This is a genomic window from Dulcicalothrix desertica PCC 7102 (genome assembly GCF_003991905.1).
In the GTDB taxonomy this organism is placed as follows: domain Bacteria; phylum Cyanobacteriota; class Cyanobacteriia; order Cyanobacteriales; family Nostocaceae; genus Dulcicalothrix; species Dulcicalothrix desertica.
Window position 1 is genome coordinate 305012 of sequence record NZ_RSCL01000011.1, and the last position, 14585, is coordinate 319596.

Consider the following 14585-nt stretch of genomic DNA (forward strand, 5'->3'; position numbering starts at 1 on the left):
CCTTAGCGTACCTTTGTTAGATATCCAGTTTGAACAGAAGTCGATGGCTCTAATTCTTGGCTAAAATTCCAACGGACGTGTGTATATGCTTCAGCAGGAGCAGGACGTTCTTCGACTTTGCCGTTAGCTAAAGTCACTTTCACAGTCGGATTAGCAACAAAAGTCTTACCTTGGTCAATGCTATAGGTAACATTGGCGCCTTTAACAGGTATAGCAGAGTTTAATTGATACGTTAAACCGCGTGAAATTGGTTGGGTAAAAGCCATCTTTTTCGCAGCACGAGTACCTTCATTCTTTCCTGTAAGTGTAAAACGAACTACATCTCCAGGTTTAACAACTGTTTTAGAATCAAGAGTTTTCCAGCTAATAGTTTCTTTACCTTGGGCACTTTTTTGGCGCTGTTGTATATCAGCCACCAAATTTAAATTTATCTTGGGCTGTTGTAATACATTTTGCGCTAGCGTCGAACCTGCATCAATTAATTGAGCAATAGCAGGTTTGTCTCCAACAGGAATTACAGTTAACGCAGCAGTCACAACAGCAAAACCAGCAGCAAATAAACGTTTTTTCATCATTAATCTCCTCTTTTAATTGAATTCCAAAAAAACCTGCTTTTCCTCTCATTCCCCTCCTAACTCCGCTCTCCTACTAGGAGAGCGATTAAGGGAGAGGTTCTTTACTTGTTCTTTACTTATTGTTCCCAATTTGATTACTTAATCTTGCGTTGGAAGGTAAGGGTGCCTGTACCACCTGGAGTAACAGTCGAAACTGTATCTTTATATTCGTTAATATCCGTAATAGCACCATTGGCGCCTGTGGTTACAGTAATACTAGTACCAACTGCTGAACCAATTGCTGGTGATGGATATTTGGAATCAATAGTTGTGCTAAACCAAGTATTCCCATTTGCGGTACCGTTTTCTGTAATCACCAAGTTATTTGCAGGTAAACTTACGCTGCCAGTACCACCTGTAGTCGAAATATTTCTGTAGGTAATGCGGTATTCAATAATGCGACCGGGTGTAGCAACACCAGCTAGAGCTGTTTGGTTGGTTGTGAAGCCTACTACTTCTGTTGTTCCATTAGCTTCTAAAATTCGCGCTTCTTTCAACAAACTGAGGTAGTTTGTATACAATCGGTCGATAGTAATATTGCTGGGGTCGCCTGTTGGTGAACCATCGTTAGCAGTATCTACAAATGCAGTAATTGGTACTGGGTATCCTTTTAATTGTGGTGAACTTGGTAAATCGACTGTCACGCTGTAATTTGCTGTACCGGAAGCCGCAACCGTCACCTTCACGGGGCTAGTCGCTGTCGTACCAGTACTTTCAGCCGGAACAAAAACAAATCCACCACCAGAAGTATAAGTATATACAGCTGTTTGACCACCTGCTGTAATTGTCACCTTTGCATTGTCAATTAAGTCAATCGCAGTGCCAGGCGAAGTTGGTAATAAAGAAATGACTTGTTGACTGCCGCTAGTGTTTTGTACAGTGTTGTCGAATGTGATGGCATCTGGGTCAATGCTTACAGAGGGTGAAGTACCCGCAGGTACAACTACTGATTTATTTGTAAAGTCGTCATTATTACTAGTCGGTCCAGTCGCTCCTGGTTGACCGTTGGGACCGTTGAGTGGAGTAGCAGCGATTGTAAATACAGTGACTTCACCACCACCTGGTTTTGTCCCCACATTTGCACCTGTATCTTGACCTTGGTTAGTGTTATTTGCGGTTGGGTCATTACCTTTACCAGGGTCAGTACCATCAGCATTAGGATTGGGTACGCCATCGCTAATACCACCGTTTTGAGTTGTGGCGCCACCTGCTGTATTTGGGTCTGGGTTAGTACCGTTTAAATTGTTGTTAGATGTTTGGTCACCAGATTCATCGTAAACTAGTTGAGTTGCTGTACCTGGTACTACTGCTCCGGGTTGCGATTGACCAAAGACTTGAGCAATATTTACAATCTGACCGCCAGCGAAGCCTGATTGTGGATTTAAAGTAATAGTAAAGCCAGTAACTGTAGTACCTTTTGGTATTGGTGTTGTTGAGGCATCGTAAATAAAACCAACCCGCGTAATAGTACCAACAGTAGGTTTGGCTGTATACCATTTTGCTTTATGAGCTTCTTTTGCTTGCGGGTCATCAGTCGTATAAACTGGAGTCCAACCTGTAGGTCCGGTTGGATTTGTTGTATTACTTAGCTGCATTCCTGTGGGAATCACATCTGACACCAATACCCGATTTTGTGTCACAGTCTCATTTACAGTAATTTCGGTACCGTAAAGGTCTGATGTCACTAATCCTGTTGGTGGTGTTGGATTTTCGACTTTTAAGGCTAATGCGTAAGTAAGAATGTCGTCAGTTAAAACGTTAGGTGTACTATTATTTTTGTAATCACCTACAGCTTTTAAAATTGCTGCAAACGCTTGCTGGCGAGCGTTAACGGTAATTAAACTGCTAGTAGTCGCCATTGCTTCGCGAACTCCGTTAATTGGCGCCGTCGCGTTCGTTTCACCACCTACACTGTCTGCATTGTCTACGGTGTAAATATCTAGCGTATTGTTTTCATTACCTGTACGGTCTTGGTTTTGGGCATTCGCTGTGTTAGTATTACCCAAGGAAACAGTTAAAGTATCTCCTGCAATCGCGTTTGTTAATACTTTGATTGGTACGCGAATTGTAACTGTACCTGTAGTTCCAGTACCTGGGTTAGGTGCAATTGAACCTTGTGCTGCACCTAGCAATGTACCCGTGTTACCACCTGTATTAGAAACATTAACTGGTGCTCCTAAGTTAGTACCATTGACTGCAACAATCTGAATATCTCCATTCTGGCTAAACTTAGTTGTATTGGAAAGAGTTGCAACACCAGGGATAAAGAATTGTGTTGGGTCGTTACCTGTGTTGGTAATTACGAAATCAACAAAAAGAGTATCGCTTGAATTAGGAGTAGTGGCACTGGGTGTTTGTGCTGTGACAGTAACACCAGCAACTTCTGCTACTTTAATAACAACTTCGTTAGAAGTCGCGTTATAGGTTGTTGTACCATCAGTAAAAGTGGCAGTTGCAGTGTTTTTAATGTCTGAACCCGCTGCTGTTTGTGCAAGTACAGGTGTTATTATTCCCAAGCTACTAGTTACTGCAAGAGTAGCTGCTAAAAGTTTATGAAAATGTTTATTATTACGAGTTTCCATGTTCAGAACAGCCTATAAGTAATGAAAAAATGCAATGCAAAATTGAGGCTGATGTTGTACAACTAGCCAAACTTGAAAATATTTATGTGGAATTACCAATAAACTCAGGTTTTTTCGGTAATTAGTATCCGGATTTTTCTAGTAAGGATTGATATATAAAATAGAGGGTTGAATCAAAACTAAGTTTTTTGGCAACTAACCAAAAAATATTAAGCTAACATTTTACTCATAATTATGGTTAACTATCTGTTATTGTTATCTTTATAAATGAACTTAGTCATGATGTAGTCGAGTTGAATTCGTGCTGGTTGTGCAGGAATTTATCTCTCATTTTTATTATTCCCAAAATTTGCTTATATCTCTCATCAAAGCTTTATAAATTTGAACGTACAAAAGTCAACTAATCAATTTAAGCTTTTACTACAAGCAAATGTAACGGTAGTAACACTTACAAACAGTATTTTTTGGTTTAGGTAAGTAGAAACGCCATATCATAACGTTTCTACCGCAAACAGGGGTTAACTTTGATGAATCAGTTCATAGAAGCATAGACTCACTATACGTTGACTGTTTTTTGAGTATAGGGTGCTACCTGTGACAAAGTTGTGACAAGCCTAAAATTACTACATCTGTAATTAGTTACAACGCAAACAAATGTCAATAATATAAAAACGCGATGTATAACGTTTCCGATACATCGCGTCTCCAATTAAAATTATTATAAACAACGGTTAGAACGGAATTTCATCGTCTTCATCTACTTCTTGTTGTGCTGGATAGGTACTTGGTTCATAGTTTTTGGCTGGTTGCGTTGCATATTCGTTCGCGTTCTCTGGCATTACACCGACGTTGCTTCTTGTTTTTGCTGGTGTTCTTGCAGGCGCCTCATCGTAACTGGCAGAATTGTTTGTAGCTGGTGGACGATTTGTTGGAGCGCTATTAGTTTTAGTACTGGTGGCAACAGGTGTTTTCTCTACTGCTGGAACTGAAGTCATAGGCGCCGAACCATCGAGTGAATGTATCTTTTGTAATGTTAACTCTGCGCGTTTTTCCTTAAATCCCTCTGGACGGTCAATGGTATTCATTCCCAAACGTCCTTCTAAAAGCACGCGGTCACCTTGGTGGTAATTTTGGTGAACTTCTTTGGCTAAATCCCTCCAAGATACTACACGCAACATCGATGGTGGGTCATCTTGTCTCGATGCAGGAAACTGCACCATCATCTCTGATATTTCCAAACCGTCTTGTGTGTGACGCAGTTGAGGCTCACTGATGATTTCTGCCATTAAGATAAAGTTGTTCATGTTTTTTCCTCTTTGTTAGTATTTTGTTAATGTTGGGTTCCGTTCCTCCACCCAACCTACGCAGTTTTAGCACCACGTTGTATTTTTGTTAAATTTATTTGTAATAATTCTTAATCAACTCCATATTTGCTATGCTTGGCATACTCGTACTGTTTTAGCATAAAAGTCAAACAACATTCGCGGTTGTAAATATCTTAGTAATATTGTACCAAAAAGGCAAGCGATTAGCGAGGATAAAGAGTAAATAATGATAAAGCTATTTTTAAACTTTTCTTCATAGGGCTGTTACGTGTATGATGAGCGCTGAATTATTATTTGACAATTACTATAAGCTGTGGCACAAGTTATTTTAGAAAACGTTTACAAAAGTTTCCCCCACCGTAAAGGGGAGGCGCCTGCACAAGTCAAGAACAATAATATAGATAGTGGTGATGCTGCACGTTCGGAAGGTGTAAGTATTTTACGACGGATAAACTTAACGGTCGCAGACGGTGAGTTTATGGTGTTGGTGGGACCTTCGGGTTGTGGCAAAAGTACGCTGTTACGGTTAATAGCTGGTTTGGAAAGCATGACTGGTGGGAATATTTCGGTGGGTGACAAACTTGTTAACGACCTCCCCCCCAAAGAACGTGACATCGCGATGGTGTTTCAAAGTTATGCGCTTTACCCGCATATGACAGTTTACGATAATATCGCCTTTGGATTACGGCGCCGTTCATTAGACAATTTAGGTCATGAGGAGACTAACTCTAGCTTTGTCGAAAATTTACTTGTCAGTGCCACAAGAAAATTACCCAAAGGACTGAGGTATTTATCAGAGAAAGAAAAATCGATTGACCAACAGGTAAAAAACGTAGCACAATTACTACAAATCGAAGCATTACTAAAACGATTACCCAAACAGTTATCAGGGGGACAAAGACAGCGTGTTGCATTAGGACGAGCAATAGCACGTAACCCCCAAGTATTCCTAATGGATGAACCTCTTTCAAACTTAGACGCAAAATTACGTGCAGAAACGCGCGCACAAATCGTCAAATTACAGCGTCAACTTGGAACAACCACAATTTACGTCACCCACGACCAAACCGAAGCAATGACAATGGGAGACAGAATAGCCATTTTAAACCAAGGTCAACTCCAACAAGTGGCGCCTCCCTTAGAACTTTACAACCGTCCAGCAAATCGTTTCGTCGCAGAATTTATTGGTTCACCACCAATGAACTTTATTCCCGTCAAATTTCAAGCACCGCAAATCATTACAAACGGTGACTTCCGTATGACCTTACCAGAAATTTGGGGCGCCACACTACAAAAGTACGACGGCAAAACAGTAATATTAGGAATACGACCCGAACATTTAATTGTAGGTGTACCCGCAACAAGAAACTTACCAGTACAAGTTGATTTAGTTGAAAACTTAGGTAACGACACTTACCTGTCAACCCAACTCATAATACCAGGGTTCCAACGACAATCCTTTTCTGAACCATCATTACAAGTCAGAATACCACCCGACCGCACCGTTAAAATGGGCGAACAAATTTGGTTATCATTAACACCAGAGAAACTACACTTCTTTGACCCAGAAACCGAAATAGCCATCTACCCCAAAACATCCCCACAACTTCCCTTTGAAAAATAATATATTCTAATATTGTATTCCTGTGGAACCAAGCTCTTGTAGAACCAAGCTCTTGTAGAACCAAACTCTTGTAAAACCAAACTCTTGTGGAATCAAACTCTTGTGGAATCAAACTCTTGTGGAATCAAACTCTTGTGGAATCAAACTCTTGTGGAATCAAACTCTTGTGGAACGGGCATCCCTGCCCGTCCTTAAAAAGAACCCCACTTAACTGAAGTTTGCTCTTTCCTACCTGTCTTAATAACTTTATACCCTTTACTTTGTGCCCAATCATAAGCAGCTTTTTCCAAAGTAGGTTCCCCACAATTAAGATAAGTTAAAGCAAGATTCTTATTACCCTGCTCCTTCAGCACATTCACTAGCGTCTGTGTTGTATCTTTGCCACCAATGCCAATAAACGAATAAAGCGCATAATCAATAGTTCTTGGGTCATTTGATGCCAAATCCTTGAGCAAAACGCTTTTTGTCATTTCCCAATTATTGCGTAACTCATCTCCTTTTCTTTTAGCTATTAAAAAATATACTTTATCCACTTCCGATACTGGTTGCCAATTAAGTTTTTCTAAAGCTAAACCAACCATTGGACTAGATGCTAAATCAGTTAAATTCTTAGTTAATGGTTTAATAGCTTTTTGGTCTCCAATATCATATAAAACACTCGCAGCATTCGTTCTCATTCTCGCATCTGGTTCTTTTAAAGCAGCCAACATCGGTTCTAGCGCTGGCTTCCCAATTGCACCCAAAGCAGCAACCGCATTAGCATCATCTTTTTTAAAGTCAACTAGCAACTGATTAATAATTTTAGGATTGGCGCCAGCAATATCCTTTAATCCTGTTTTTGCAGCAGTTGCAATTGCACGATTAGGGTGTTTAACATTAGCCACTAAAGCTTTAACAGCACGAGTATCTTTTAATTTTCCCAGTGCAAGCGCTGCTGCAGCATGAGTTTTAATTTCAGCAGAAGATGCAGAAGACTTAACAGGAGTGTTTAACAGAGTTACTAAAGGTTCAACGGCTTGCTTATCTCCTAAATTTCCTAGTGCTTCGGCTGCTTGGTCTGTGCCAAACGTTGCAGGCTTTTTGATATAATTCTCAACTAGCCCTTGCACATTTTTTTCGGCAGCTAAACGTTGAACTTGAGAATCTTTTACTTTGTCTAGGTTACAGGCGCCTAGAGTCAAAGTTAATAAGCTAACTATAATGATGTAGTGCTTACCCATAGTCAATTTACTTGTTTTTATACATAAAATTCTGTGTTCTTATATTTTCGTTGATAACAAAATTAAATTGTTAAGTTAAATTCAGGTGTATTTTCAGGTTCTTAAAATTACAAGCTCTAATGCGATTAAGTTAAATTCAGGTAAATTCAGGTGGTAGTCTGTATCTCTATGGTAAAAATAAATACCACCAAAATTAATTACATCAAACACCAATCAAAATGTGAACCACGGTTCACATTTTTAGTTTTGATGAGCCAATGCACAAGCGCTTTGGCTCATGCTACGTTATTTTTGGCGGTTATGTGGTTCCAGTAAACTTGTAATATCTGGGCCAGAGGGAATTATTCCACCTGGGTTAAGTGGAAACAAGTTACCATAATAATCGCGCTTAACACTTTCTACGTCGCAAGTCTCAGCAACTCCAGGAATTTGATACAAGTCTCGTAAATAGGCGCCTAAATTCTGATAATCTTGAATACGGCGCCGATTACACTTAAATAAACCGTAGTAAACTGCGTCAAATCTAAATAAAGTTGTAAATAAACGCACATCAGCAAGCGTGACTGTATCTCCACATAGATAACGAGTTTTTTCCAACGCTGCATCAATTTCATCTAAAGTTGTAAATAATTCGTTACAAGCTTGCTCGTATGCTTCTTGTGTCTGAGCAAACCCACAACGATATACACCATTATTTACAGCATGATAAATTTTATCATTCCAAGCATCTATACCCGCACGCAACTCAACAGGATATAAATCAAGCTCTGAATTTACGGCAAACTCGTTAAACTGTGAGTTTAATATGACGATAATTTCTGCACTCTCATTATTAACTATCGTTTTTGTGTGTGTATCCCATAAAATTGGCACAGTACTGCGTCCTTTGTAGCCAGGTTGTGCCAAGTTATATAATTCTGGTACAGTTTGACAACCTTCTTCTTCGTTAAAAACCCAAGCTCCTGTATCTCCATTAGGTGAAACAATTGATACTGATATAGCTGACTCTAATCCTTTAATTGCGCGCGTAACTATTGTACGATGTGCCCAAGGACATCCTAAACCAACGTATAATTTATATCTCCCAGCTTCGGGTTTATACTTCCCATCATTACTTACAGTATCTCGAAACTGACTTTCTGGTCGAACATATGCACCAGACTTACTACGTGGCGCCAGTTGTGACATCATTATATGCCACATCGTTGACCAAACAAACTTACCGAAGCGAATAACAAACCCAGAAGGTAGAGATTTTCCCTTTTTGGGTTTTGGAGTTACTGGTGTAACTGGAGATGGTGGAGAGATAGTTTTAGTCATAATGTTACATCCGTATGAAAAAAAGATGAAGTATTGATATTTATCTATATAAGTTACTTAATTTTGGAAAATAATAATAGATCGAGTTTTAGCTAAATTAGAAGAAATACAAAAGGCTGAAGAAACAGATAAGGAGGAATAATAAACTATCCATACGTATAATGACACTATTTCACGCATTTTGAGGCGCCAATAAATTGGGGTAGGGTAGAATCTCTAAGATGCTTCACTACACTACGTTTAGTTTGGTATGACAAAGTTTAAATGTTATCCATTTTAGTATAATAATATCAAAAATATACGGTGGGTGAAGGGGAAATGCCCAAAAAAATCAGGGAATTGAAAGCTACATTACAAAAAGCAGGATTTTCTTTCCGTCCAGGGAAAGGTAGTCACACATTTTGGACTCATCCACTTGTACCAGAAGACCCAATAACGATTCCAGGGAAAGATGGGGACGATGCAAAAAAATACCTAGAAAAACAAATAGAGCGAATTTTGGCTAAATTAGAAGAAGTACAAAAGGCTGAAGAAACAGATACGGAGGAAGAATGAACTATCCATACAGTATGGTTATCGAGTGGTCTGATGAAGATAGCTGCTATCTGGTACACTTGCCAGAATTTCCTTGGCAGCAGTATCACACGCATGGTGAAACCTATGAAGAAGCAGCGAGACACGGGCAAGAAGTAATTGAGTCACTAATTGAGTGGTACCAAGAGCAAAAAAAACCACTTCCTGAACCAATCGCTTTATCTAAGAAACCATTAGAAGTAGCTTAAATGGAAAATCTAGAAAAGTATCTATAACTTATTTTAAATATTCCTGCTCAAACAATTGTTGTTGATGACGACGAATTTGGTTTAGCATAGTTTTTTCTGAAGCATCTAAACCATCTGCATATGCATTATTAATACTATGTAATAACTTTTGATTTTTACGACGCTGTATATACTTTTCAATTGCAATGAGAAGTAAGCCATCTTGAGATAATAATATTAAAGTTATAGAATCTGCTACAGATTCATTACACGAACTTAACATAAGTGAGGCGCCTCTGGATTGTGTAACGTAGGAACAGATATTTTTAGCCCCCTTATTAAGACTACCGTGTACACATAAGTCTCTAAAACTCACTTTTCTTCTCTTTCCTTGCGACTTTGCGACTTTGCGTCCTTTGCGGTTCGTTAAAAAATAAACCGCTAAGAACGCTAAGAACGCAAAGGAGAGGAATGTAAGAATAATGAAAAGATGTGTATACACCGTAGCTTATTAAGGGGGTTGGGGGATAAAACCCATAATTTAGGATGGGAATTGTTCGATTATTCCACCACCTAGAACTTTTTCACCGTTGTACCAAACTGCTGCTTGTCCTGGTGTAATACTAAATTGAGGTTCGTCGAACACGATTTTCGCGCGCGCTCCTTCTAATGGTATTACTGTAACAGGTACAGGCGCCGAGCGGTATCTGACTTGAACTTCTGCACGAATGGGGGTAGATGGTTCTGCTATTGATACCCAGTTGACTCGATGTATTGTACATTCGGGTTTTGTGGCTTTGGTTCTATCACCAACAACAACGCGGTTATTAATTGCGTCTATAGAAATAACATACAGTGGTTCGGCGGCAGCTATACCTAAACCTTTACGTTGTCCAATGGTGTAGTGGTGTGTCCCGTCGTGTTTGCCGAGTATTTTACCGTCGATGTCTACTATATCTCCTTCTTTTGGCGCCAGATATTTATCTAGGAATGCACGCATTGAACCGTTGCTTTCGACTAAGCATAAATCTTGACTTTCGGGTTTGTCGGCAGTTTCAAGTTCGTGTTCTGCGGCAATACGACGAGTATCGGTTTTTTGTAGTTCTCCTAATGGGAAAATAACCGATGCGAGAATATCTTGCTCTAGGTCATAGAGAAAATACGTTTGGTCTTTGTTTCTATCTAACGCACGCAGAAGTTCGTGGCGCCCGGTATCTGGGTTAAAATTGATACGCGCATAATGCCCAGTAGATATTTTATCGCAGTCTAAATTTTCTTTTGCATAATGAAGCATCGGGCCAAACTTCACACTTTTGTTGCACTGCGAACAAGGTAACGGAGTAATACCCGCACTGTAACCAGTCACCAAGTAATCAACAATATACGTTTGAAAAACATCACGAATATCCACAACGTGATGGGGAACCCCTAGCTGTTCACATATTTTTGCCGCGTCAAGCATTCCCTCAGAGCAACATTGACCTTTCCCCTTCATTAGCCAAAGGGTAAGACCAATCACATCATAGCCCTGATTGTGTAAAAGTGCGGCGGCAGTCGAACTGTCAACGCCGCCAGAAAGACCAACGACGACTTTTTTCATTTTCTGTAAATTAGCTATGGCTACCATTTCTAAATTAACACTAATGGCGAGAGAAAGGCAAAAAATAAGCCAATCAGAAATATATTTGCTACAACAGATACCAACCAACAATCAAAAGCTTATGTTAAGTGCATTGCTACGTCAATTTCAGCCAGCATTAAGTTTACAACTAATGGTGTTCTCTGGGCTGCTGTTATCCATACCAGTAAAAGCAGAACATCCAAGTAACTTATTATTAACGCAGTTACCAATGCCTCAAAATCAGCCGTTGCCACCACTGCCAATTAACCAAGACCCTTATACTGTAGCTCCTGTCAACAACGGAACTGGGCAAGTTTTTGAATTTCAAGCCCCACCGCAAAATCCTCAGTACCAACAGGCGCCCATGCCGCAATACAATCAAACATACGAGCGTTATTCGGTTGTAGTTGACACAAATGGGTATAGTGGACAATTGTTACAACAAGTAAAACAAGTAGAACCATCAGCTTACATCCGTAATATTAACGGACGTTCGGTAATACAAGCAGGAGTTTTTACCCGACAGCAAAACGCAGTGCTAAGAATACAACAGCTATTAGCCACTGGTATAAACTTTTATAACGTTAAATTATTCAACGCAACAAATTGGCAAGAAATAGCAATCACACCTGATGGAGGTGGTATGGGTGGTACTATAGGCAACTATCCAAATGACGTTAACCAAAATAACTCCAGCTACTATTACGTTGCCATTCCCACTCGTCCCGAAGACTTAACTCAAATCGAACAAACAGTATGGCGCAGCTTAGGACAATATGCAAATAATATTGGAGTTCAGCGTCGTAACCAACCGCGCGGCGCCCATATAGCAGTAGGACCCTTTACCCAACGTGGTCAAGCAGAACAATGGAACGCAGCATTAAAAAATGCCGGATTAGGAAACGCAAGAGTTTATTACGGGCGATAATGTAGGGGCGGGTTAACCCATAATTTAAACTAATATTACCATCTCCAAAACCCGCCCCCTTTCACATGCAAAGACAACAATACATATCCCAAACAATAGTAACAGCAGCACAAATGCGTGAAATCGAAGCGCGCATATTCGCAGCAGGAATGCCAGTACCAGCATTAATGGAAAAAGTCGCAGGACTCATCACCCATAAAATTAACCAAATCATAAAAAACAAACATAATCAAATAGGCATCCTAGTAGGTTCCGGTCACAACGGAGGAGACGCCCTAGTAGTAGCGCGCGAACTATTTCTACAAGGTCATAAAATAACCATATACAGCCCCTTTGAAAAGCTCAAAGAACTAACCTCACAGCACCAACAATACGTCCAAAGCTTAGGAATAAACATATCTAACTCCATCAACACCCTACAAAACTCTGATTACTTAATAGATGGTCTATTTGGTTTTGGCTTAGAGCGTAACCTAACAGAACCCATCGCATCAGCTATCAACACCATAAACGAATGGTCAAAACCTACCATTAGTATAGACATCCCATCTGGACTACACACAGACACTGGAGAAGTACTAGGAACAGCAATACGCGCCACACACACACTGTGTCTAGGATTATGGAAACTAGGATTATTACAAGACCGAGCATTAGAATATATAGGAACTTCCGAACTAATAGACTTCGACATACCGCGCGCGGACATAGAAGCCGTACTATCTGATACTAAAATTCATCGCATAACTAAACATACAGCCCTTTCCGCACTACCCCTACCCCGCCCCGCAGTCACACACAAGTATAAAGAAGGACATTTACTATTAATCTGTGGCTCACAAAGGTACGCAGGAGGAGCAATATTAACAGGGTTAGGCGCCCGTGCCAGTGGTGTAGGAATGTTATCAATAGCAGTGCCAGAATACTTAAAACCATTATTAGTAGCCCAACTACCCGAAGCATTAATTATCGGGTGTCCAGAAACAGAAACAGGCACCATAGCTCAATTAAAACTACCAGCCAACACACGCTTAGACTCATTTAGCACCATCGCCATAGGTCCTGGTATCACCACCGAAGCGGCGCCAATAGTCGAGCAAGTCCTAGAAAATACTGACCCATTAGTAATAGATGCCGATGGTTTAAACATATTAGCAACAATGGGAGCGGTAAAAACACTACAAAAAAGAAAGGCGCCTACAGTACTAACACCCCACACCGGAGAATTCAAACGCTTATTCCCCGACATACCCGACGCACAAAACAATAGAATAGAAGCAGTCCAAACAGCTGCGAAACAAAGTGGCGCCATCATCTTATTAAAAGGTGCCCGTACAGCCATCGCCAACCCACAAGGCAACATCTGGATAAACCCCGACAGTACACCAGCACTAGCACGTGGTGGTAGCGGTGACGTATTAACAGGACTACTAGCAGGACTACTAGCACAAGGAATAAATAAATCAACACCCATCGAGCAAACAGTCGCCACAGCAGCATGGTGGCACGCTCAAGCAGGAATAATAGGCGCCGAAGAACGTACCGAACTAGGAGTAGACGCACACACCCTCACCCACTACCTGCCGCTCGTAATAAGCACTTCAGTGCTTTAAACAAGTAAAAAACTACATAACTCCTGTTGTTTCTCTTTTACACTTTGAATATGTCGAATAGTAACCGCAATTGGATTAATACCATATAAAATCAGTAATATCATCCAACAAATTAATTTGATGCTGCTGAAAATAGTTGTTCGAGTTAACCATTCGTGAATTGCAATGCGAGCTTCATCTAAAAACCCGTCATATTCTTGTTTATTTAACGACTCATGAAAAACACCAGCCTTAATTCCATGAATACCGCTTACCATATACTTTCCCATTTGAATACGTTTTAGCTGCGCTACTTCAAGGTGGCATAAATCGTGATAATGAATACAAACGTTCCGGATTCTAATATGTTCGTTTTGAATTTTAATCGGAATAAGACTTATACAGCCAAATCTTTTTTTAAGATTAACTACTAAGGGATGATTAGTACATACAGCCAAGCACAATTTTGCCCAAGTTAAATGATAGTTAAATGGTACTTTGCTGGTATTAACTTTAATCGGCGCCTCTAAGGATTCTGTTTTTATAACTACCTGTGTATTATTTTGATAATATATATTATTCAAGCTAGCAACGTCGATATCTGTATAGTAAAACTCTTTTAAAAATATAAATAAATAGTTAGGAATTAATTTATAATTATAATCTACGAATTGTAAATATTCTTGAAGTCTAAATTTAAAATCACATTTATAATTATATAACTTTTCTGGCTCAAGTTGATGGCGCCGCGTGTAGATAACGTAGGCGCGTAGCAATAATAACTTTAGTCTGTGCTGTTTGACTTTATCCTTGCTTTTAATTGCTTCTTTTCCTAAAAAAGCCATTGTCAAAGCTTGTGCTTGTTGGTGAGAAAACTGCTTAAAGTTAGGATTCTGAAATACGTCATGTTTAATTTGCATTTTTTGGTATTGATAATCAATCTTAATGATTATATTAACGGATATTTCAGTATAAACACGTATTTTAAGCCGAAATTT

Annotated in this window: 13 protein-coding genes; 5 read left to right on the forward strand and 8 right to left on the reverse strand. The window is 39.7% G+C overall.

Annotated elements, in window-relative coordinates; all coding sequences use genetic code 11:
• Positions 1-2: 2 nt before the first annotated feature.
• The 3 genes from DSM106972_RS23765 to DSM106972_RS23775 form a co-directional block, all read right to left on the reverse strand.
• A complete protein-coding gene (locus DSM106972_RS23765) occupies positions 3-575 on the reverse strand; it encodes a DUF11 domain-containing protein (RefSeq protein WP_127083016.1) in 573 nt (190 codons plus the stop codon).
• Between the two features lie 134 nt (positions 576-709).
• On the reverse strand, positions 710-3196 hold the full coding sequence (locus DSM106972_RS23770; RefSeq protein WP_127083017.1) for a beta strand repeat-containing protein: 2487 nt from the start codon (positions 3194-3196) through the stop codon (positions 710-712).
• Positions 3197-3927: 731 nt separating this feature from the next.
• Positions 3928-4500 carry a single-stranded DNA-binding protein gene (locus DSM106972_RS23775; protein ID WP_127083018.1) on the reverse strand — a complete coding sequence of 191 codons (573 nt, stop codon included), beginning with the start codon at positions 4498-4500 and terminating at the stop codon, positions 3928-3930.
• A gap of 334 nt (positions 4501-4834) precedes the next feature.
• On the opposite strand from DSM106972_RS23775, the gene DSM106972_RS23780 reads away from it, so the two are divergent.
• The gene (locus tag DSM106972_RS23780; RefSeq protein WP_127083019.1) at positions 4835-6145 is read left to right on the forward strand and encodes an ABC transporter ATP-binding protein; all 1311 of its coding nucleotides are present in this window, start codon (positions 4835-4837) and stop codon (positions 6143-6145) included.
• A gap of 191 nt (positions 6146-6336) precedes the next feature.
• Here the strand turns inward: DSM106972_RS23780 and DSM106972_RS23785 are convergent, their stop codons facing one another.
• On the reverse strand, positions 6337-7365 hold the full coding sequence (locus tag DSM106972_RS23785) for a HEAT repeat domain-containing protein (protein WP_127083020.1): 1029 nt from the start codon (positions 7363-7365) through the stop codon (positions 6337-6339).
• Between the two features lie 285 nt (positions 7366-7650).
• Positions 7651-8685: a glutathione S-transferase family protein gene (locus tag DSM106972_RS23790; protein WP_127083021.1), complete on the reverse strand. Its 1035-nt coding sequence runs from the start codon at positions 8683-8685 to the stop codon at positions 7651-7653.
• A 318-nt stretch (positions 8686-9003) separates the two neighbouring features.
• Here DSM106972_RS23790 and DSM106972_RS23795 point away from each other — a divergent pair, with 318 nt between their 5' ends.
• Together DSM106972_RS23795 and DSM106972_RS23800 are read left to right on the forward strand one after the other, a co-directional pair.
• A complete protein-coding gene (locus DSM106972_RS23795; RefSeq protein WP_127083022.1) occupies positions 9004-9240 on the forward strand; it encodes a type II toxin-antitoxin system HicA family toxin in 237 nt (78 codons plus the stop codon).
• Complete coding sequence (locus tag DSM106972_RS23800) at positions 9237-9467, forward strand: type II toxin-antitoxin system HicB family antitoxin (RefSeq protein ID WP_127083023.1); 231 nt, start codon at positions 9237-9239, stop codon at positions 9465-9467. Before DSM106972_RS23795 ends, DSM106972_RS23800 begins: the two co-directional genes overlap by 4 nt.
• 28 nt (positions 9468-9495) lie before the next feature.
• Here the strand turns inward: DSM106972_RS23800 and DSM106972_RS23805 are convergent, their stop codons facing one another.
• Together DSM106972_RS23805 and mnmA are read right to left on the reverse strand one after the other, a co-directional pair.
• Positions 9496-9822: a hypothetical protein gene (locus DSM106972_RS23805; protein ID WP_127083024.1), complete on the reverse strand. Its 327-nt coding sequence runs from the start codon at positions 9820-9822 to the stop codon at positions 9496-9498.
• Between the two features lie 165 nt (positions 9823-9987).
• Entirely contained in the window at positions 9988-11046 is a 1059-nt protein-coding gene (gene mnmA, locus DSM106972_RS23810) for a tRNA 2-thiouridine(34) synthase MnmA (protein WP_127083062.1), read from the reverse strand.
• Between the two features lie 16 nt (positions 11047-11062).
• Between mnmA and DSM106972_RS23815 the strand changes: the two genes are divergently transcribed.
• A complete protein-coding gene (locus DSM106972_RS23815; protein WP_127083025.1) occupies positions 11063-11995 on the forward strand; it encodes an SPOR domain-containing protein in 933 nt (310 codons plus the stop codon).
• Positions 11996-12060: 65 nt separating this feature from the next.
• Positions 12061-13608 carry an NAD(P)H-hydrate dehydratase gene (locus DSM106972_RS23820; RefSeq protein ID WP_127083026.1) on the forward strand — a complete coding sequence of 516 codons (1548 nt, stop codon included), beginning with the start codon at positions 12061-12063 and terminating at the stop codon, positions 13606-13608.
• Here the strand turns inward: DSM106972_RS23820 and DSM106972_RS52640 are convergent.
• Positions 13605-14507 (reverse strand): hypothetical protein, encoded by a 903-nt coding sequence (locus tag DSM106972_RS52640; RefSeq protein WP_201800771.1) that lies wholly within the window; start codon positions 14505-14507, stop codon positions 13605-13607. The two genes, DSM106972_RS23820 and DSM106972_RS52640, sit on opposite strands and share 4 nt — an antisense overlap.
• Positions 14508-14585: the final 78 nt, after the last annotated feature.

Excerpts from the sequence above, each read along its gene's own strand:
- DSM106972_RS23765 (WP_127083016.1), bottom strand. The coding sequence starts at position 575 with ATGATGAAAAAACGTTTATTTGCTGCTGGTTTTGCTGTTGTGACTGCT.
- DSM106972_RS23770 (WP_127083017.1), bottom strand. The coding sequence starts at position 3,196 with ATGGAAACTCGTAATAATAAACATTTTCATAAACTTTTAGCAGCTACT.
- DSM106972_RS23775 (WP_127083018.1), bottom strand. The coding sequence starts at position 4,500 with ATGAACAACTTTATCTTAATGGCAGAAATCATCAGTGAGCCTCAACTG.
- DSM106972_RS23785 (WP_127083020.1), bottom strand. The coding sequence starts at position 7,365 with ATGGGTAAGCACTACATCATTATAGTTAGCTTATTAACTTTGACTCTA.
- DSM106972_RS23790 (WP_127083021.1), bottom strand. The coding sequence starts at position 8,685 with ATGACTAAAACTATCTCTCCACCATCTCCAGTTACACCAGTAACTCCA.
- DSM106972_RS23795 (WP_127083022.1), top strand. The coding sequence starts at position 9,004 with ATGCCCAAAAAAATCAGGGAATTGAAAGCTACATTACAAAAAGCAGGA.
- DSM106972_RS23800 (WP_127083023.1), top strand. The coding sequence starts at position 9,237 with ATGAACTATCCATACAGTATGGTTATCGAGTGGTCTGATGAAGATAGC.
- mnmA (WP_127083062.1), bottom strand. The coding sequence starts at position 11,046 with ATGAAAAAAGTCGTCGTTGGTCTTTCTGGCGGCGTTGACAGTTCGACT.
- DSM106972_RS23815 (WP_127083025.1), top strand. The coding sequence starts at position 11,063 with ATGGCTACCATTTCTAAATTAACACTAATGGCGAGAGAAAGGCAAAAA.
- DSM106972_RS23820 (WP_127083026.1), top strand. The coding sequence starts at position 12,061 with ATGCAAAGACAACAATACATATCCCAAACAATAGTAACAGCAGCACAA.
- DSM106972_RS52640 (WP_201800771.1), bottom strand. The coding sequence starts at position 14,507 with ATGCAAATTAAACATGACGTATTTCAGAATCCTAACTTTAAGCAGTTT.